At 46.9% G+C, this 20,410-nt stretch carries 14 protein-coding genes and 1 other annotated feature (1 of these 15 running past the window's edge); of the genes, 12 read left to right on the forward strand and 2 right to left on the reverse strand.

Annotated features, from left to right (window positions below):
* Window positions 1-51 (forward strand) — a binding site (T-box leader); it begins 187 nt to the left of the window's first position.
* Between the two features lie 57 nt (window positions 52-108).
* Together ileS and dacB are read left to right on the forward strand one after the other, a co-directional pair.
* Complete coding sequence (ileS, locus tag ACQCVH_RS12195; RefSeq protein ID WP_426835942.1) at window positions 109-3,174, forward strand: isoleucine--tRNA ligase; 3,066 nt, start codon at window positions 109-111, stop codon at window positions 3,172-3,174.
* Window positions 3,175-3,341: 167 nt separating this feature from the next.
* Window positions 3,342-4,826, forward strand: a complete 1,485-nt coding sequence (gene dacB / locus ACQCVH_RS12200) for a D-alanyl-D-alanine carboxypeptidase/D-alanyl-D-alanine endopeptidase (RefSeq protein ID WP_426835943.1) — start codon at window positions 3,342-3,344, stop codon at window positions 4,824-4,826.
* A 64-nt stretch (window positions 4,827-4,890) separates the two neighbouring features.
* On the opposite strand, the gene ACQCVH_RS12205 is transcribed toward dacB, so the two are convergent.
* The gene (locus ACQCVH_RS12205; protein ID WP_426835944.1) at window positions 4,891-5,148 is read right to left on the reverse strand and encodes a YpbS family protein; all 258 of its coding nucleotides are present in this window, start codon (window positions 5,146-5,148) and stop codon (window positions 4,891-4,893) included.
* Between the two features lie 185 nt (window positions 5,149-5,333).
* On the opposite strand from ACQCVH_RS12205, the gene ACQCVH_RS12210 reads away from it, so the two are divergent.
* From ACQCVH_RS12210 to ACQCVH_RS12225, 4 genes are all read left to right on the forward strand, one after another.
* A complete protein-coding gene (locus ACQCVH_RS12210; RefSeq protein ID WP_426835945.1) occupies window positions 5,334-7,916 on the forward strand; it encodes a helicase-related protein in 2,583 nt (860 codons plus the stop codon).
* 276 nt (window positions 7,917-8,192) lie between these two features.
* Window positions 8,193-8,576 carry an IDEAL domain-containing protein gene (locus ACQCVH_RS12215; RefSeq protein ID WP_426835946.1) on the forward strand — a complete coding sequence of 128 codons (384 nt, stop codon included), beginning with the start codon at window positions 8,193-8,195 and terminating at the stop codon, window positions 8,574-8,576.
* Window positions 8,577-8,619: 43 nt separating this feature from the next.
* Complete coding sequence (locus tag ACQCVH_RS12220; protein WP_426835947.1) at window positions 8,620-9,588, forward strand: LLM class flavin-dependent oxidoreductase; 969 nt, start codon at window positions 8,620-8,622, stop codon at window positions 9,586-9,588.
* Window positions 9,589-9,643: 55 nt separating this feature from the next.
* Window positions 9,644-10,636, forward strand: coding sequence for an LLM class flavin-dependent oxidoreductase (locus ACQCVH_RS12225; protein WP_426835948.1), 993 nt, complete (start codon window positions 9,644-9,646; stop codon window positions 10,634-10,636).
* A 620-nt stretch (window positions 10,637-11,256) separates the two neighbouring features.
* Here ACQCVH_RS12225 and ACQCVH_RS12230 read toward each other — a convergent pair.
* Complete coding sequence (locus ACQCVH_RS12230) at window positions 11,257-12,657, reverse strand: aldehyde dehydrogenase (protein ID WP_426835949.1); 1,401 nt, start codon at window positions 12,655-12,657, stop codon at window positions 11,257-11,259.
* Between the two features lie 165 nt (window positions 12,658-12,822).
* On the opposite strand from ACQCVH_RS12230, the gene ACQCVH_RS12235 reads away from it, so the two are divergent.
* The 6 genes from ACQCVH_RS12235 to hydA all read left to right on the forward strand — a co-directional run bounded on the left by ACQCVH_RS12235 (window position 12,823) and on the right by hydA (window position 20,383).
* Complete coding sequence (locus ACQCVH_RS12235; protein ID WP_426835950.1) at window positions 12,823-14,001, forward strand: M20 family metallopeptidase; 1,179 nt, start codon at window positions 12,823-12,825, stop codon at window positions 13,999-14,001.
* A gap of 222 nt (window positions 14,002-14,223) precedes the next feature.
* Window positions 14,224-15,039, forward strand: a complete 816-nt coding sequence (speD, locus tag ACQCVH_RS12240) for an adenosylmethionine decarboxylase (RefSeq protein WP_426835951.1) — start codon at window positions 14,224-14,226, stop codon at window positions 15,037-15,039.
* 297 nt (window positions 15,040-15,336) lie between these two features.
* On the forward strand, window positions 15,337-16,227 hold the full coding sequence (locus ACQCVH_RS12245) for a nitrilase-related carbon-nitrogen hydrolase (RefSeq protein ID WP_426835952.1): 891 nt from the start codon (window positions 15,337-15,339) through the stop codon (window positions 16,225-16,227).
* 70 nt (window positions 16,228-16,297) lie between these two features.
* Window positions 16,298-17,677: an NAD(P)-dependent oxidoreductase gene (locus ACQCVH_RS12250; protein WP_426835953.1), complete on the forward strand. Its 1,380-nt coding sequence runs from the start codon at window positions 16,298-16,300 to the stop codon at window positions 17,675-17,677.
* The gene (gene preA, locus ACQCVH_RS12255) at window positions 17,670-18,941 is read left to right on the forward strand and encodes an NAD-dependent dihydropyrimidine dehydrogenase subunit PreA (protein ID WP_426835954.1); all 1,272 of its coding nucleotides are present in this window, start codon (window positions 17,670-17,672) and stop codon (window positions 18,939-18,941) included. Before ACQCVH_RS12250 ends, preA begins: the two co-directional genes overlap by 8 nt.
* Before the next feature lie 29 nt (window positions 18,942-18,970).
* A complete protein-coding gene (gene hydA, locus ACQCVH_RS12260; protein WP_426835955.1) occupies window positions 18,971-20,383 on the forward strand; it encodes a dihydropyrimidinase in 1,413 nt (470 codons plus the stop codon).
* Window positions 20,384-20,410: the final 27 nt, after the last annotated feature.

The raw sequence follows: 20,410 nt of genomic DNA on the forward strand, positions 1-20,410 counted from the left end.
CGTCTGCAATAGAATTTGGGTGGTAACGCGGGTATAACACTCGTCCCTTTACAGGGGCGGGTGTTTTTTATTTCCCTAAAAAATTCAAAAAGGAAGGCAGGTACTGAAATGGAAAGCACTCAGGCAAGAGAACACAGGATCAGGGGGTATTGGAGGGCAGAGAATATTTTTGCCAGATCCGTTTCCAATCGTGCAGGCAAAACTCCTTTCGTTTTTTATGAAGGGCCTCCGACCGCCAACGGCCTGCCGCATGCCGGCCATGCCCTCGGCAGGACATACAAGGATTTGACAGCCCGCTACTGGACGATGAAAGGGAGGCAGGTAATCAGGAAAGCCGGCTGGGATACACATGGACTTCCGGTTGAGCTGGGAGTGGAGAAAGCACTCGGCATATCAGGAAAGAAGGAAATCGAGGAGTATGGTGTAGGAGCGTTTATTGAAAAGTGCCGTGAAAGTGTCTTCCAATATGAAAAGCAGTGGAGGAAATTCACAGAGCAGCTTGGATACTGGACAGACATGGATGAGCCTTATATGACTTTAAGCAATGAATATATCGAGTCGGTATGGCATATCCTTGGGACAATTCACGAAAAGGGGCTGCTTTACAAAGGGCATCGAGTATCCCCCTACTGTCCTAGCTGCCAGACTTCCTTGAGTTCCCATGAAACTGCGCAGGGCTACAAGGATGTAAAAGATTTAAGCGCAACCGTCACTTTCAGGCTGAAAGGAAGGGAGAATGAATATCTCCTCGGCTGGACGACGACGCCCTGGACACTTCCGGCCAATGTGGCGCTGGCTGTCCACCCCCAGGTACGTTATGCAAGAGTAAAGAACGGAGACAAAATTTATATCGCTGCTGAAAACAGAGTGGCAGATCTTTTCCAAAGCTATGACGAAATCATTGAAACACTTGAAGGAAAAGAGATCGCGGGATGGGAATATGAGCCCCCCTTTCAGGCTGATGGGCTTGAAGGTGCGCACAGAGTCGTTGGCGCTGATTTTGTCACTGAAAAAAGCGGCACAGGAATCGTTCATCTTGCTCCCGCTTATGGTGAAGACGATTACCGGGCGATAAAGGAAAATGGGCTCCCTTTCATCCATATCGTTGATTCTAAAGGGTGTTATACCGATGAATTTCCGCCGCTCGCAGGGAGGTTTGTCAAAGACTGTGATGTGGACATCTTAAAAATGCTGGGAAGCAAGGACTTGTTATTCCATAAAGAGAAGTATGAACACAGCTATCCATTTTGCTGGCGGTGCGACTCTCCGCTGCTTTATTACGCATCTGACAGCTGGTTCATCAAAACATCTTCGCTGAAGGAGAAATTCCTTGAGCTCAACAGCCAGGCTGAATGGCATCCAAGCCACATGAAGAACGGCCGCTTCGGCAATTTTCTTGAGGGGCTGGTGGATTGGAATATCAGCCGGAGCCGCTATTGGGGTACTCCGCTCAATATCTGGGTCTGCGAAGCTTGCGGTTCGGAGAAAGCACCAAAAAGCTTTCAGGAGCTGCAGGAGCTGTCAAAAGCCAATGGAAAGCTTGCTGATTATCATAAGCCTTATGTCGATGAAGTGAATATCCCTTGCCCGCACTGCGATGGTAAAATGACCCGGACCCCGGAGGTCATCGATGTCTGGTTTGACTCCGGAAGTATGCCGTATGCCCAGCATCATTACCCTTTTGAACATACAGAGACATTTTCAAGGCAATTTCCGGCCGATGCAGTCATAGAGGGTGTGGATCAGACCAGAGGATGGTTTTACTCATTGCTCGCCGTTTCAGTCTTGTACAAGGGCGGATTGCCTTATAAAAATGTCCTCGCACTTGAGCATGTCCTTGATGAAAATGGACAGAAAATGTCTAAAAGCAAAGGAAATGCCCTTGATCCGGGAGAGCTGATCACGGAATATGGAGCCGATGCTTTAAGGTGGGCACTGGTGGAGGACAGCAGTCCATGGAAGCCCAAGAAGTTTTCGGAGAGGAATGCGGCAGAGGCAAAATCAAAGCTGGTCGACTCGCTTGCAAGCATTCATCATTTTTACAGCCTCTACAGCAGGATTGATCATTTTGTACCAGGCAGCCGTCAATCTTCCGGCAGCCCAATGGACCGGTGGATCCTTTCACGTCTGCATAGTGTCATTGAAACGGTAAACAGGGAGATGGGCAGCTACCAGGCAACCAATGCCAGCAGGGCAGCAGGCACACTGATTGAAGAGGTCAGCAACTGGTATATCAGAAGGAACAGGGAAAGATTCTGGGCGAAGGGCATGGAAGAGGATAAAATGTCTGCATTCCAGACACTGTATACTTTATTGGACAATATCTCCCGCATGCTGGCCCCATTCGTGCCTTTCATAGCTGAAAGCGTCTACTTGGATCTGACAGGCAGAAGCGTTCACCTTGAAGACTACCCAGAGGCCGATACCGCCTTGATTAACAGGGAACTGGAAGAAAGCATGGCTGAAGTTATGGAACTGGTGGAGCTGGGCAGAAGCATCCGCCATTCACAGCAGATGAAGACGAAGCAGCCGCTGGCCGAAATGCTTGTGCAATGCAGCAAGGAAAAGGAAAAACAATTAAAAGCTTTCAGCAGGATCATTAAGGAAGAGCTGAATGTAAAAGAGATTTCCTGGGGTGATAGCTGGACAGACAAATACAACTGCAGACTGAAGCTGAATTTTAAAGCAGCAGGGAGGAAGTATGGAAAGAAAGCCAATCTGGTTCATCAGTCGCTGCAGCAGCTCCCTGAATCAGATATCCGCCAGCTGCTGGAGACAGGGAGCCTTGTTTTGCAGGCAGGCGATGAAAAGCTGCAGGTCGAAGCCAGAGACATAACTGTGGAAAGACTCCCAAAGAAAGGCTACGCGGAAAGCAGCGGCCGAAATATGACAGTTCTTTTGAAAACAGAATTGACTGAGGAATTGAAAAGGGAAGGCTCTGTGAGGGATTTTATCAGAGGAATACAGGATTTAAGGAAAAAGCTTGAGCTTCCTATCGATAAAAGAGTTATGCTGCATATCGATACAACTTCTGAAGCAGAAGGAATACTGCGTGAATTTGAGGATCTTTTATACGCCAATATCGTTCTTGAAGGGATTGCTTTCACGCCTCTGAAAGCACCAATGCTGAATGGAAGGCTTGGCGGGGAATTCATAGCTGTCTCACTGACATAACCACTGGCTGTCCGGCACCTTTTAAAAACACTACTTCTTCCTCACAATGAAAATAAAGGAAATGCAGCATTCAAAGCGAAGTAACTGTTAATACTTATAAATCTGGCAAAACTTAACTTCTAATTTTGGATCTGAATTTAAGCTTTGCCCTGGGAAGGTGCTGCTGCTTGTTGAGAAAGTGGAAGATTGTCATCCTTATAACAGCTATATTATTCATTTCAGCCTCGCCATATGCTTATGAACTATCCCGCCAGGCTGCGGCGGTTGAAGAGGGTGGACTGACGGCAGACCTGAATCAGCTTCTGAATAATGATCCCATCCTCTCTGGAGCGCTGGCGGGGGTAAGCATCAGGAATGCAGATACAGGCGAACTGCTGTATGACCATATCGGCGGGATCCGCCTCAGGCCGGCATCCAATATGAAGCTGCTTACATCCGCCGCTTCCCTTCAGGTTCTTGGCGAAGAATACCGGTTTACCACTGAAGTTCTGACAGACGGACTCCATAAAAATGGCAATCTGCATGGAAATCTATATTTGAAAGGCAAAGGCGATCCGACCCTGTTAAAAAGCGACTTTGACAAGATGGCAGCCGAGTTAAAGCAAAAAGGCATTAAAACGATTCATGGCAGCCTCATTGCAGATGACAGCTGGTATGATGACATAAGGCTTTCAAAAGATCTGCCCTGGAGCGACGAATCCTATTATTACGGCGGCCAGGTTTCAGCACTGACTGCATCACCAAATGAAGATTATGATGCAGGCACGGTCATTGTAGAGGTAAATCCTGGACTTTCTGCAGGGAAAAAGCCGGCTGTCTCCCTGACTCCTGAAACAGGCTATGTAAAAATCGTTAACGAGGCAGCGACCGTCCAGGCCGATGGCAAAAAGGACATTACTATTGAGCGGGACCATGGTACAAACACCATCCGCATTACCGGGACCATACCCGAAAAGGCAAGCAGGTCAAGAGAATGGATAGCAGTGTGGGAGCCGGCCGGCTATGCGCTTGATCTGTTCAGTCAGTCATTGAAGGAATACGGGATAGGCGTAACCGGAAAAATGGTACAGGGGAAAGCCCCTGAAAAGACCTCTCTGCTGCTGGCACATCAATCCATCGCATTGAAGGACTTATTAATTCCTTTTATGAAACTCAGCAATAACAGCCATGCTGAAGTATTGGTCAAAGAAATGGGCAAAAAGGTGAAGAATGAAGGAAGCTGGGAAAAAGGCCTTGAAGTTGTCTCAGACCAGCTTGCACACTGGGGAGTCAATAAAGACACCCTGATCCTTCGTGATGGGTCGGGCATATCCCATGTCAGCCTTATTCCGCCTAATGAGCTGTCACAGCTGTTATACAGCGTCCAGTCTGAGAAGTGGTACCCCTCATTTGAGAGATCACTCCCATTGGCAGGAGCCCAGGACAGATTAATTGGCGGAACACTCCGCAACAGAATGAAAAACTCTGCAGCAGAAGGAAAGATCAAAGCCAAGACAGGTTCCATATCCACTGTAAGCTCCCTTTCCGGATATGCAGAAACCCAAAGCGGTGAAAAGCTCGTTTTCAGCATTGTCCTCAATAATCTGAAGGATGACAGCAAAGCAAAAATTATAGAAGATAAGATTGCAATCCTGCTGGCAGAACAGCCATGAAGCCAAGAAGCAGGCAGATTCCTTTCACTATGGAGTCTGCCTGCTTCTTTTAGTTAAAAATCGTTTAATTCATACGTCCTGCATACTCCTCAACCATTTCAGCTGTCACAAGCTTCCTGGAAGGAACAATACCCTGTCTGGCAAGCTGGTTGATTTCCTCTGTCACTTCATTGATTTTCACAGTAGAAAATGCTTTTCCTTCTTTACACAGAGATAAGGCTTCTTCAATAAACGCTTCTCTTTTTGCGTCAAGCTCAAGAAAGCGGGTGATTCTTGTGTTTAATTTCCTCGCATGTTCGGTTAAATCATGATGTACACTCATCGTTTCACTCCTATATCAAAAGGCTAATATCATATTATCAACTAACCTCCAATTCGTTAAGAAAAACTTTTGCTCTGTCAGCGGTCTCAGCGAACTTTAAAGGATAGGCGGCCGGCCAATACATGATAATATAATATACAGGCTCTTTTAAAGGCGCCGATTAATATTTAAAGGGGGGAATTTCCATGGAAGCATTGGAAACTCTCTATCCTCTTGCAGTAGAACAAGCTAAAGCAAAGATATTAGAGGATATTCACTATTATTTATCAACGAAAGAATCCCTTCCCGATTTTGAAGAGTATCTTCATGACAGGAAGCAGTATTATGAACAAATCTGGATAAATGTCTGGCTTAATATGACCAACAATAAAGTGGCTCGCAAATTAAAAAAGGAATATCTTCAGGAAAAGGGATTTTCAACAGAGGGAATCGACAAGAAGGTCATCAACAGCCTTTTCCGATCCGAAGTAAGGAACTATTCACCATGGAATGCAGAAAAATGGCTGCTTTCCCTTTACACCAATGATGCCGGTAAATGGGACCAGAAATATCGGGATGCAAGGGAAAGCTATCTGATCCAGCAGCAGCATGAGGAGAATGCCGATCGTATTGCCAAGGCTTACACAGCGCTCGATAAGTCAGCCGGAAAAATTATGAGGAAACATACCCAGCTGTTTTATTTAAGAGCAAGATATGAGGCTGCCCGGCAGTTGAAGAAGGACTTTAGCAGCGGCACCAAATACGGGCAGGCTGATACATTTGCCCTCGAGGAAAAGCTCAGGCCGGAGGGACATTTCAACCCTGAGCATTATACACTGGCTGCTGATTTCTTTGAAGAGCTTACAGGCGGCATCCATTCAACAAACCATTGGGGCAGGCAGTATTTTGAATACGAGACCTATTATTTTAAATATGAAAAGCTTTTAATGGAATGCATGAAGGATATCGTCCCTGAGACTGTAATCGAATTAATGGATCCTGCCATGCTGGAACAATATAAATCGCTCCATCCGGAAAATGACCCGGAAGCAGCCATTCATTCCATGACTGAATGGCCGTCAGAGGAACTCGCAAAAGAATTCCTGGAGGAAATTGAAAATGAATTCCTGGAAGACATGCTCCGCCTCAGTTCATTTCCTTGGGAACCAGCCGTTCATCTTGAAATATTCCGGGCTGATCTCGAGGACCGGGAGAGGAAAGAGGCAGAAGCAAGAGAAGAAGAGGAGCGGAAAAAGCAGGAGGAAGCCAGGATCCTCGATGAGATCTTTGGCCGGGAATACAGCCCTTCTGTCGACAGGAGCGTCAAATATGTCCTTCATATCGGCGATACAAATACGGGCAAGACCTTTCATGCACTTGAAAGCATGAAAAAAGCGGACTCTGGAATATACCTGGCCCCTTTAAGACTTTTGGCACTCGAGGTATACGATAAACTGAACGGTGAAAACATCCCCTGTACACTCAAGACTGGAGAGGAAGAAAAAGTGACTCCCGGGGCAAGCCATATTGCTTCCACTGTCGAAATGTTCAATGAGAAGGAGCGTTTTGATATAGCAGTCATTGATGAAGCGCAGATGATCACTGACAAAGACCGCGGATTCTCATGGTATAAGGCCATAACGAAGGCTAATGCAGGCGAAGTCCATATCATTGGCAGCAAAAGCTCCCAGTCGATCCTCCTTCAGCTTTTGGACGGGACTGATCTGGAGATCCATGAATACCATAGAGATACACCGCTTATCGTCGAACAAAACGAATTCAGGCTGAAGCATAGCAGAAAAGGTGATGCCCTGATCTGCTTTTCAAGGAAAAGAGTACTGGAGACAGCTTCCCGGCTTCAGAATGACGGACGCACAGTAAGCATGATATATGGAAGCATGCCGCCTGAAACAAGGAAAAAACAGGTGCAGCGCTTCATTGACGGCGAGACCAATATGATAGTAAGTACTGATGCAATCGGCATGGGGCTGAACCTTCCTATCCGCAGGGTCGTTTTTCTTGAAAATGAAAAATTCGACGGAGTCAGCAGAAGGCAGCTTACCTCCCAGGAGGTCAAACAGATTGCCGGAAGGGCGGGCAGAAAAGGCCTCTACAATACAGGCCGGGTCGCATTCATGGAAAACATCAAGGAAATGGGTTCACTGCTGGAACAGGAAGACGATCCGGTCCATACCTTCTCAATCGCGCCAACAAGCGGAGTGTTTGACCGCTTTCAAAAATATTATCATGATCTGGGAACTTTCTTTGAACTTTGGGACAAATTCGAAAGTCCCCCTGGAACAGTGAAAGCATCCCTTGCCGAAGAGAAGGAGCTTTATGAGCTCGTACAGGGAACAGAAATGGAAGCCAGGCTCAGCCTTGGGGACCTGTATGGATTCCTGCACCTTCCTTTTTCAGCCAGGGAGCCGGAACTGGTCAGGCAATGGAGAATGTCGGTGATGGCATCGGTGCATAATGAAGACCTTCCTGAGCCTTCAATCCGAAAAAGGACACTTGAGGACCTGGAGCTTACGTATAAATCTGTCGGGCTCCATCTGCTGTTCCTTTACCGGCTTGACCAGAGGACAGAAGCATTATACTGGGAGCGGGTCCGCGATGAACTGGGGACAATGGTCCATGAAAAGCTGAAAACAGATGTACAGAAAATGAGCAAAAAATGCCGCAGGTGCGGCAAGAAGCTTTCATGGGAGCATCCTTATCCCATTTGTGATGAATGCCATGAGGGAGGGTTCAGGACCAGGAGGAAACCTTCTTATTTCAGGAGGTGATTAAAAGGGCAGGCAGCCCGGAGCTGCCTGCCCCTTTCATTGACATATTAAACTGTATCTTTTATTATTACAGTATGAACAGGCAACAGCTTCTTTGTTCAGGCGCATGATGCAATACCTTACTGAGCATCCATGGAGTATGCGTTATCGCACGGGAATTACGGGTATTGATTAAATATACGGCCAGACAAATGGTATGAAAACAAAAATGATATTAGATCTGAATTGAATTGGTTTATTTCCAAATAAATATTCTACCGAAGGCGGTGCTATGAAATGAACAATCAAGACATTATAATGGGCGGATGGATCACAGGGAAATCACGAAATGGGGAGCTTGTTCAGGGCTTCGTGGAAGCCGCAGTGCCTGAGCGGGATTTTGTGACAGTTTTTGTTGTTGACAGCGATAATCCGGACGTTATCGGCAGAAAGGTCCATATTGAAAAGAAGAAGGCCGAGAAGATGAAGAGCCATTATACTCCTTCAGCCGATGGTATTCGCTCCCTTATCGACACAGCTTTGCTTACCAGGGATAAGGAATGGTTTATGGAGCTTTCAGAGGCATTGAAACGTCTTGAACAGGCCGGCATTGGAAATAAAGAAAAAGCAGCCGGCAGCGGATCAATTTCTGTCAGCGAAGGCAGAATGAATAATAGATAATGAAACTAATCCAATATCAAAACAAAAGAAAGAAGGCAGGAAGATGAAGCTCGGTATACTTGATCAATCTCCTGTTCTGGAAGGGAGAACCGCTCAGGAGGCGCTTACAGCCTCACTGGAGCTTGCGCAGGAAGCAGAAAGTCTCGGTTATAGCCGCTATTGGATTGCAGAACACCATAATATGCCGGGGCTTGCCTGCTCTGCCCCTGAAGTGATGCTCCCCTATATCGGTGCCCAGACTGCACATATAAGGATTGGCAGCGGCGCCGTTCTACTTCCTTATTACAAGCCCTACAAAGTGGCTGAAATTTATAATATGCTTGCCACACTTTTTCCCGGAAGAATTGATTTAGGGATCGGAAGGGCTCCAGGCGGATCTGCGGAAACGTCCATGGCTTTATCCGACAATTTCTTGAAGGGTGTCGCTGAAATGCCTGACAAGATTTCCGAGCTATTGAACTTCCTGCACCAAAGCCATCCTCAAAATGAAATGTTTTCAAAAGTAGCACCGGCGCCTGTGCCTAATGCAGCCCCGCTGCCCTGGATATTGGGAACAAGCCGCAAAAGCGCCCTGCAGGCTGCAGAGAAGGGAATAGTCTATTGCTTCGGACATTTTATGAGCGATCAGGAGCCGGAAGAAATTATTTCACTTTATAAGGATTCTTTCATTCCTTCGAAAAATGCGTCTTCCCCATACTGCATAGCCGCTGTCAATGCTATTTGTGCAGAAACGGAAGAACAGGCAGATGAGCTGGCCTTAAAAAGCCGTACATGGAGGAATCGGCTGAGCGGGGAAGAAGGTCTGCAGGAAACGCTAAATTCCTCTAATAAAGAAGAACTCTTAATGGACATGAAGAAAAAAATGATCATTGGGAATCCTGTTCAGGCTGCCGAACAGCTTGAGGGCCTGGCCGGCAGGATAGGGGCAGATGAGCTTATGATCATTACTCTGACAACGGACTATGAAGACAGGCTGCTGTCTTACAGACTAATCGCTGAACAGATGTTATAAAAATCCGCTGTGTATGGCTGCAGCGGATTTTTCTTATAGAAGGGGGTAATTGAATATGAAACTAAGTGTGCTGGATCAAGCTGTCATTCGAAAAGGAGATTCACCCGGAAATGCACTCAAGCAAACCGCCCAATTGGCCCAGATTGCCGATGACTTGGGATATACCCGCTTTTGGACCGCTGAGCATCATAATTCCAATGGTATGGCAGGTTCTTCACCAGATGTCCTGATTTCGCATATTGCGGCAGTCACCAACAGGATACGGGTCGGCTCAGGCGGTGTCCTCCTTCCCCAATACAGCCCGTATAAAGTAGCGGAAAACTTTAAAGTCATGGAAGCTCTGTATCCGGGCAGAATTGACCTCGGTGTCGGCAGGTCACCTGGCGGCGATGCTGACACAAGACTGGCTCTGACAGACGGCATCAGGAGGAGCATGAACGAATTCCCCGGCCAGCTGAGGGACCTCCAGGGTTTTTTAACTAACTCACTGCCGGACAACCATCCTTTTAAGGAGGTAAAAGCGTACCCGGATTTACGTACTCTGCCGGAATTATGGCTATTGGGGATTACCGAACGAGGAGCAAGAATGGCAGCTGAAAACGGCATGCGCTTCACATATGGCCACTTCATTACACCGGCAAACGGTGAAAAAGCATTCCAATACTATTACCGTCACTTCCAGCCCTCTGCCATGCTGAAAGAGCCTTCGACAAATGTCTGTGTATTCGTCGTCTGCGCCCCAACTAACGAAGAAGCCGAATACCTCACAGCCAGCCAGGACCACTGGCTCCTGGACATTGAAAAAGGATCCGACACAAGAATCATCTCACCGGAAGAAGCCCAGCAAAGGACCTTAACAGCTGCACAAAAAGGAAAGATCAAACACAACCGAAGCCGAATGGTCATAGGCAACCCTCAAGAAGTGAGAAATCAGCTCCTCAAGATTAGTGAAAAATACGGCACCGACGAAATCATGGTCATCAATAATACCTTTAGTTTCAAAGACAGAGCAAGGAATCTGGAATTATTGGCTGAATTGTTTTTATAAAGCTTTTTTCGTAAAGATTATTGTTTTTGATTATAATAAGGGACATTTTACATTTAGGTTATGATATATGAGGGGCTTATTCTGTTAACGGGGCACTTTAGTGATGGAAGGCTTTTTGGAGAAAGAAAGTATTTTTCTTATCCGATTGAGGAGCACGCCTCAAAATAAGCGGAGATTCTCCTCTTAGACGGCTGAATATGGCACGGGTGGGTGTAAATAAGCGGAGAATTTCCTGTTATGCGAAGCGAAGTTGGCTATTTTCCTGTTTTTTAAGTTTATAGTAGGAATTTCTCCGTCTATTTGAGCTATTGTTAGAGCATTATTGAAATTAGAGGGAATTTCTCCGCTTATTTTTCAGCCTGTCACTGATTGCATATTAACTTCCTGGATTACTCCTTTTAAGTTAAAACTGGCAAGTAAATTTAAAGCCCGCTGATGGTTAGAGCGGAAGACACGCAGACTCCTGCGGGATTGCAGCGGAAAGCGAAGTGTCTGGAGCGGAAAAAGAAGTGCCTGCAGTGCAGATCATCAGCCTACATTATGACGCTCGACTAATTTAGTAAAATATTGAGATTTACCAACAACAAAAGCCTGAACCAAAACCGGCTCAGGCCTCCCCATCACTTCATCAGCTTCCTAATCAGCTTCAACCCATTCTCAGCAGAAGGATAACGAAACGAAAAATCAAACAGTGTAGTCTGCTTCAGCACACTTTTATAGTGCGAAAACGTACCAAAGCTGCTCATCCCGTGATAACTCCCTATCCCGCTCTCCCCGACACCTCCGAATGGAAGATAAGGCGTCGCAATATGCATCAAAGTATCATTAATGCAACCGCCTCCAAACGAAACCGTACCATTAACCTTATTTTCTATTTCCTGGCTTCCCGTAAACAAATACAAAGCAAGCGGCTTCGGGCGCGACTGAATAAAGGAGATGGCTTCATCGAGATTGGCATACCCGTAAAACGGCAAAATCGGGCCGAATATTTCATCCTGCATGACAGGCGAATCAAAAGAGGGCGCATCAATCAGTGTCGGCTCCATTTTTCTTAGCTCTCCATTCACCCTTCCGCCAAAGAGGACTTCTCCGTCACTCAAATACGCTTCAAGCCTGCTGAAATGGCGGCTGTTGACGATCTTCGAATAATCCTCATTATCTAGAGGACTATCACTATAAAATTCCTTAATATACTTCATCATTTCCTCCAGCAGCGGCTGTTTTACTTTTTCATGGACAAACATATAATCAGGGGCAATGCACGTCTGTCCGGCATTTGTAAATTTGCCGAAAACAATCCGCTTTGCAGCAAGGCTGATATTTGCATCCTCATGGACGATGACTGGGCTTTTTCCGCCAAGCTCGAGGGTAACCGGAATCAAGCTCTTTGATGCTGCCTCCATCACAAGCTTGCCTACAGGGACGCTTCCTGTAAAGAAGATATAATCAAAAGGCTGCCCAAGCAGCTGCTGGCTGGTCTCCACACCGCCTTCAACTGTTGAAATATATTCTTCCGGATAAGCATCCTTAATCAGCGATGACAGCACACGGGATACATTCGGAGTCAGCTCAGACGGCTTAATCACAGCCGTATTTCCGGCAGCAATCGCCCCGATGAGCGGGGAAAGGGCCAGCTGAACCGGGTAATTCCAGGGCGCGATAATGAGCGCCGATCCATATGGCTCCGGAATAATATAACCCTTTGAGCCGATATGGGTCATTGCCGTCTTCACCTTCTTTGCTTTTATCCACTTTTTTAGATGCTTCAATGTATAGCCAATTTCCTCATATAAAATCCCGATTTCGGTGGAATAAGCTTCAAGCTCAGATTTTCCAAGATCTTCTCTTAATGCTGAAATCAGCTGCTGTTCATTTTTTTTGATGCTATTTTTGAGCTCCTGCAGCTGAGCGAGCCTGAATCCGGCCGGCTTTGTCTCCTGGCTCTCAAAAAAATCCTTCTGTGCGGCAAGCAGCCTTTTAATTTCGTCTGCTGATGCCTCTTTTACGATGTTACTCTGCAATCCAATCACCTGCTTTCAGCTGGATACTATAAATTAAATTGAGCATACCTTTTCCCACTGTAATAGGCAATCAGCAAGAACTAAAAAATAATTATTTTCGAATACCGAATTATTTGTTATTCTAGAAAAAAGGAATAAAAATTCACTTTTAAGGATGGTTATACAATGAAGCGGGTAATTCAGAACGAAATAGAGAAGAACAAGCAGGAATTCATCAATATCAGTATGTACATAGGCGAAAATCCTGAGCTCGGGCATGAGGAGTTCAAGTCTTCGGCTATTTTAATTGAAACCTTGGAAAAGCACGGATTTTCTGTAGAAAAGGGAACCTGCGGACTTCCGACTGCTTTTCGTGCTGTTTATGACAGCGGCATAGCGGGAGCAGCAATCGGGCTGATGGCTGAGTATGATGCCCTTCCGGAGGTTGGACATGCATGCGGGCACAACCTCATCGGCACTATGGCCATTGCAGCCGGGATCGGCCTGAGCAAGGCTGTTGGAGAAACTGGCGGAAAAGTGATTGTGTACGGAACTCCAGCTGAAGAAACAAAGGGCGGAAAGGTAACCATGGCGGAGAATGGGATTTTCGACGAGCTGGATGTTGCCATGATGGTCCATCCTTTGTCCAAATATTTGAAGAGCGGCAGATCACTTGCCATGGATGCGATACAGTTTGAATTCTTCGGGAAAAGTGCCCATGCGGCAGCTAGTCCAGAAAAAGGGATCAATGCCCTTGACGCCGTGCTTCAGACTTTTAACAGCATCAATGCCCTTAGACAGCATATTAATTCTGATGCAAGGATCCATGGCATCATCCCTGAAGGGGGAAAAGCGGCCAATGTGGTGCCTGACTATGCTTCTGCCCAGTTCTATGTAAGGGCATCAAGCCGCTCCTATGTGAATGAACTTGTTGAAAAAGTTAAAGCATGCGCCCAGGGTGCCGCGCTTCAGACGGGTGCAGAAATGAAAGCTTCTTTTTATGAATTTTCGTATGACGATATGCAGACAAACCAGCAATTATCAGATGCATTCACTAAAGAGCTGATCGGGTTAGGCATCGATCCCGGCGAAATTCATGAAGACCGTGATGGATCAGGATCGCTCGATATGGGAAATGTCAGCCAGGCTGTCCCTTCCATTCATCCTTATATCAAGATCTGCAATGAAGATTTCGCCTGCCATACCCATGAGTTCCGCGAAGCGGCCATGAGCAGCCAGGCACAGGAGGCAATGATCTTAGGGGCAAAGGCAATGGCTTTGACGGGTTATGAAATACTCGCAAGCGAAGAGCTGCTTCAATCCATCAAGGAAGAATTCAAAAAGAAAAAACTCGTTAATGCTTAATGAATTATACTCAAAAAAGCTTATCCAAAGAGGATAGGCTTTTTTAGATTCACCCATAACAGGACACATTTAGGAAAAATCCGTTTTTTTGCCTTTTATAAAGGGTACTCTAGATAGTAATCAGCCTTAACAGCATGGATTGCTCTCTATGGAGCACGCAAATAGAAGTGGCCCTGTCTTGTAAAAGGCAACAGACTAACAGAGTTAAAGGGGATCTTGCAAATGAAACTGACACCAGAGCAACGGATTGAGCTGCACGGCTTTAATAATCTGACTAAAACTTTAAGCTTTAATATGTATGATATCTGCTATACAAAAACAAAAGAAGAACGGGAAGCTTATATTGATTATATCGATGAACAGTATAGTGCTGAAAGACTCACAAAAATCCTGACTAATGTGTCCGATATTATCGGGGCACATGTACTGAATGTCGCCCAGCAGGACTATGTACCGCAGGGGGCCAGTGTCACGATGCTCGTATCAGAAGGCCCTGTAGTGGAGGTGCCTGAGGAATCACTGGAGGAATCCCCAGGACCGCTGCCTGACAATGTCGTCCTGCAGCTGGATAAAAGCCATATTACAGTCCATACCTACCCTGAGTTCCATCCGACAGAAGGAATCAGCACCTTCAGGGCAGATATCGATGTTTCCACATGCGGGGAAATTTCCCCTCTAAAAGCCCTGAATTATTTGATTCACTCCTTTGAAACGGATGTAATGACCATCGATTACCGTGTCAGAGGGTTTACACGGGACATCAACGGTGAAAAGCTATATATCGACCATGATATAAACTCTATACAGAACTATATACCTGATGAAGCAAAAGGCCTGTATGATATGATTGATGTGAATATCTATCAGGAGAAAATTTTCCACACAAAATGCAAACTGAAGGAATTCGACCTGAATAATTATCTGTTTGGCTATACAAAGGAGAAGCTGGATCCAGAAGAAGCGGAAGAGATTACTGACCGCCTGAAGACAGAGATGGATGAAATCTTCTATGGCACCAATATTTCTTCGCAAAACTGATATTTATACCTATCTATAAAACAGCAGACTGCAGTTATCCGCTAAGAATGGAGGATAACTGCAGTCTTTTTTATATGCTGGCTCCCTTTGATCTGTGCATTTGGTAGAAGAAAACACTGTTTTCATTGTTTTCTTTCTACCCTTTTTAATGTGCTCTCTTTAAATTAAGTTTTACAACTTGCCCTTTCTGCGTATGTTAGATTAACGGAACATTCTGAACCATGGTGCTGGATGCCCTGGTGCTAACAGCCCGGTTCTGCAAAGGATGATTCTTTTTATTTCAGAGGGGGAGTAGAAATGGCAGACAATGTGAAAATCGGCTTGATACAGGCATCTCATGATGTGGACGGCAGCGAGCCGGTTGCGGTTCATAAGGAGAAGGCGATCGAAAAGCATATAAAGCTTGTAAGGGAAGCGGCAGAAAAAGGGGCACAGATTGTGTGCCTGCAGGAAATCTTCTACGGTCCCTATTTTTGTACTGAGCAAAACACTAAATGGTATGACGCTGCAGAGGAAATACCGGACGGCCCTACAACAAAGCTTTTTCAGGCGCTTGCCAGGGAGCTGGGGATCGTTATTGTTCTTCCTATTTATGAACGGGAAGGAATAGCCACCTATTATAATACAGCCGCTGTCCTGGACGCAGACGGAACCTATCTGGGAAAGTACCGGAAGCAGCATATCCCGCATGTCGCAGCAGGAGGAAACGGCTGCGGATTCTGGGAAAAATATTATTTTAAGCCGGGAAATCTGGGCTATCCGGTTTTTGATACCGCTTTTGCCAAAATCGGCGTGTATATCTGTTATGACCGGCATTTCCCTGAAGGGGCAAGACTTTTGGGGCTGAATGGCGCAGAAATCGTCTTCAATCCCTCGGCGACAGTCGCCGGCCTGTCAGAATACTTATGGAAGCTTGAACAGCCTGCCCATGCAGTGGCTAATGGTTATTATGTGGGCGCCATCAACAGGGTTGGATATGAGGGGCCATGGAATATGGGAGAGTTCTATGGACAGTCCTATCTGGTGGATCCTAAAGGAAGCTTTGTTGCAGCTGCCAGCCGGGATAGGGATGAAGTGATCATTGGCGAAATGAACAAGAAGCTGATCAGGGAGGTCAGGGATACCTGGCAGTTCTACCGCGACCGCCGGCCTGAGACGTATAGTGAAATGACAGCCCTTCTTCCATAAGAATCTTCTCAATGCAAAAGATTAACTCTACAATTGCCTGCCTGGGAAAGGCAGGAAAGGAGGGAACACTGTGATAGATATAAAGCAAAAGCGGATTTCGCGCACTGACCTGGAACAGAATTTCAGGGAAGTGGAGCCTGCACTTTCAGACAGGGATGCCGTCCAGGAAGCTAACCGCTGCCTTTATTGCTATGATGCCCCATGTATTAAGGCCTGTCCAACCGGGATCAATATTCCTTCTTTCATAAAGAAAATCAGCACCGGCAATATGCTGGGATCGGCCACAACCATAATGGATGCCAATCCTGCCGGCGCCAGCTGCTCAAGAGTCTGCCCGACTGAAGAGCTTTGTGAAGGTGCCTGTGTATTGAATTCATCAGGAAGTCCTATTCTGATTGGCAAACTTCAGAGGCATGCGACAGACTGGGCTATAAAAAGCGGGAAAGACTTATTTTCCCCTGGCACCGCCAACGGCAAAAAAACAGCAATCATCGGAAGCGGCCCAGCAGGACTATCGGCTGCAAGGGAGCTTGCCCGTCTTGGCTATGAGGCTGTCATCTATGAAGCAGAGGCAGAAGCAGGGGGCCTGAATACTTACGGAATTGTTTCATTTCGCCTCCCGAAGGCGATTGCCCATTGGGAAGCAGAGCAAATCAGGCGGATGAATGTAGACATCAGAACGAATACGAAGGTTGGCCGGGATGTGACAGCTGAAGAGCTGCTGGCCGAATATGACTGCATCGTCCTTGCTGCAGGCATGTCCAAAGTGCCTGACCTTGGGATAGAGGGGGAAGAGCTTGAAGGGGTTTTGGATGCAATTGAATTTGTAAAGCAGACAAAGACCGGAGGCCTGAGAAGTGATATAGCCGGCAAAAGGGCAGTTGTAATCGGCGCCGGCAATACGGCGATTGATGCTGCCACCTGTGCGGCAAGGCTAGCTGCGGAGAATGTGAAGATCCTTTACAGGCGGACACAGGAGGAAATGACTGCCTACGATTTTGAGTATGAATTTGCCAAACAGGATGGAGTGGAGTTTCGGTGGCTGACAGCACCTAAAAAGATCATCAGCAATGACCGGGGTGAAGCTGCAGGGATTGAATGCATCCAGATGATGCTGGGCGAGCCGGATCAGGACGGCCGTAGGAGGCCTGTTCCCATTGAAGGGTCTGAGCACGTTCTCCCGGCTGACATCATCGTTAAAGCAATCGGGCAGCAGAGGCATGGAAGCCTGATTGCACAATTCGGCCTTGGACACGAAAATGGGGTTGTTCTGATTGATTCGGAGACGTTCCAGACCTCGAACCCTAAAGTATTTGCCTGCGGGGATATTGTCTTCGGGAAAGGAAAAGGGGAAGCCATGGTGGTGACCGCTGCCCAGCAGGGTAAACAAGCTGCCCATTCGATCCATAAGCTGATGCAGAAGGAAGAAAGGAGAGAAGCAAATGGCTGATTTAAGCATAGAATTGGCAGGCATCCAGTCACCCAACCCTTTCTGGCTTGCGTCTGCACCGCCAACCAATTCCGGCTATCAGGTTCAGCGGGCATTCGAGGCAGGATGGGGAGGAGCGGTTTGGAAAACACTGGGAGAGCCGATTTTAAATGTTTCTTCTCGTTTTGCTGCTGTCAGCTTCAATGGCCAGCGGGTTGCAGGCTTCAATAATATTGAGCTGATTACTGACAGACCGCTGGAAGTCAACCTGAAGGAAATCTATGAAACCAAAAAGAAGTTTCCCAACAATACAATCATTGCGTCGCTGATGGTGGAACCTAAGCAAGAAAAGTGGCATGAGATCGTCAAGCGAGTCGAAGCCATTGGAGTTGACGGGCTTGAGCTCAACTTCGGATGCCCGCACGGCATGGCGGAAAGGGGCATGGGCTCTGCCTCCGGGCAGGTGCCGGAGCTGGTCGAGAAACAGACGTACTGGGTAAAGGAAGCAGCAAGGACTCCGGTCATTGTAAAACTCACCCCAAATATAACTGATATTACAGCAACAGCAGAAGCAGCGGTAAAAGGCGGAGCCGATGCTGTCAGTATGATCAATACCATCAACAGCCTCGCCGGGGTGGACCTTGATACCTGGAATACCATTCCGCATGTCGGAGGCAAGGGGGCACATGGAGGCTATTGCGGCCCGGCAGTCAAACCGATTGCACTGAACATGGTCGCAGAATGTGCCAGGAATCCGGCCATATCTGTCCCGATTTCCGGGATGGGCGGAATATCAAACTGGCAGAATGCTGTTGAATTCATGCTGATGGGGGCTTCCGGCGTACAGATCTGTACTGCTGCCATGCACCATGGCTTCCGGATCATTGAAGACCTGCTGGATGGCCTGAATAATTATCTGGACGAAAGGGGCATCCAATCAGTCAGGGAGATCATCGGGAAATCTGTACCAAGATATTCTGATTGGGGCAATCTTGACCTTAACTACAATATTGCAGCAAGGATCGATCCCGATATCTGCATCAACTGCAATAAATGCCATATAGCATGTGAGGACACTTCGCATCAATGCATCGATATGCTGATTGATGAAAATGGAAAAGAATATCTGAAAGTCCGTGAAGAAGACTGTGTCGGCTGCAATCTTTGCTCCATTGTCTGTCCGGAGGAGGGTGCGATTTCTATGGTAGAGCTTCCGCACATACAGCCGCCCATGACCTGGAACGAACGGCAGGCTGTGTTAGCCGGGGGCAAGGCTGCGAAATAATTTATCTAAACGTTAAAGGAGTGCTGAATATGAAGAAAATAATAAAGAACGGCACTGTAGTGACAGCTTCTGATACATTTCAGGCTGATATTTTAATAGAAGATGGGAAAATCGCCTTGATTGGCAGGGACCTTCAAGATTCAGGAGCAGAGATTATCAATGCTGAGGGCCAATATGTCTTTCCAGGCGGCATTGATCCCCATACTCACCTCGATATGCCGTTCGGCGGGACTGTGACAAAGGATGACTTCGAGTCAGGGACCATTGCAGCAGCCTTTGGCGGAACCACGACCATCATAGACTTTTGCCTGACCTCTAAAGGAAGGCCTCTCCAGGAAAGCATTGATGAATGGCATCAGAAATCAAAAGACAAGGCTGCCATCGATTACAGCTTCCATCTGATGATCGGGGAAATCAATGATAAAGTACTGGCGGAGCTGCCAAACGTGATAGATTCCGAGGGAATTACTTCATTCAAAGTCTTCATGGCCTATAAAAATGTCTTTCAGGCTGATGATGAAACGCTATTTAAGACACTGATTGCCGCAAGGGATCTGGGAGCACTAGTCATGGTGCATGCTGAAAATGGAGATGTGATAGATTATCTAACGAAACAGGCGCTGGAGGAAGGACATACAGAACCGATCTACCATGCCCTGACCAGGCCTCCTGAGCTGGAAGGGGAAGCAACAGGGCGTGCTGCTGAACTTACAGGACTCGCAGGCTCACAGCTGTATGTTGTCCATGTATCCTGTGCAGAAGCTGCAGGAAAGATTGCTGCAGCCCGTTCAAGGGGCATTGATGTCTGGGGTGAAACCTGCCCGCAGTATCTCGTACTTGACCAGACCAGCCTTGAAAAGCCAAATTTTGAAGGCGCCAAATATGTGTGGTCCCCGCCGCTGCGTGAAAAATGGAACCAGGATGTATTATGGAATGCCCTCAAAAGCGGACAGCTTCAGACAATAGGTTCTGACCAATGTTCCTTTGATTTTAAGGGGCAGAAAGATCTCGGCCGGGAGGATTTCACCAAAATTCCTAATGGAGGCCCGATCATTGAAGACCGGTTCACGCTCCTTTATTCAGAAGGTGCGGCAAAAGGAAGAATCACACTCAACCAATTTGTCGATATCACCTCAACGCGGGCAGCAAAGCTATTTGGCCTATATCCGCAGAAAGGGACGATTGCTGTAGGTTCAGATGCCGACATTGTCCTTTTTGACCCTGAGAAGGAACGGACACTTTCTGCCGCTGCCCATCATTTGGCTGTTGATTACAGCGCATTTGAAGGGATGGCTGTAAAAGGCGAACCAGTCACCGTACTGGTAAGAGGGGAATATGTGATCAAAGACCGTCAATTCGCAGGAAAAGCGGGCAGTGGAAAATATTTAAAAAGAGCAAGATATCATAAGCACAAAACTGCGGATAGCGGGCTGCCTGTTTAGCAGTCTAATAGGTTTTCAGGGTATGTA

The organism is Bacillus infantis (assembly GCF_050107595.1).
Taxonomy (GTDB): domain Bacteria; phylum Bacillota; class Bacilli; order Bacillales; family Cytobacillaceae; genus Bacillus_AB; species Bacillus_AB infantis_C.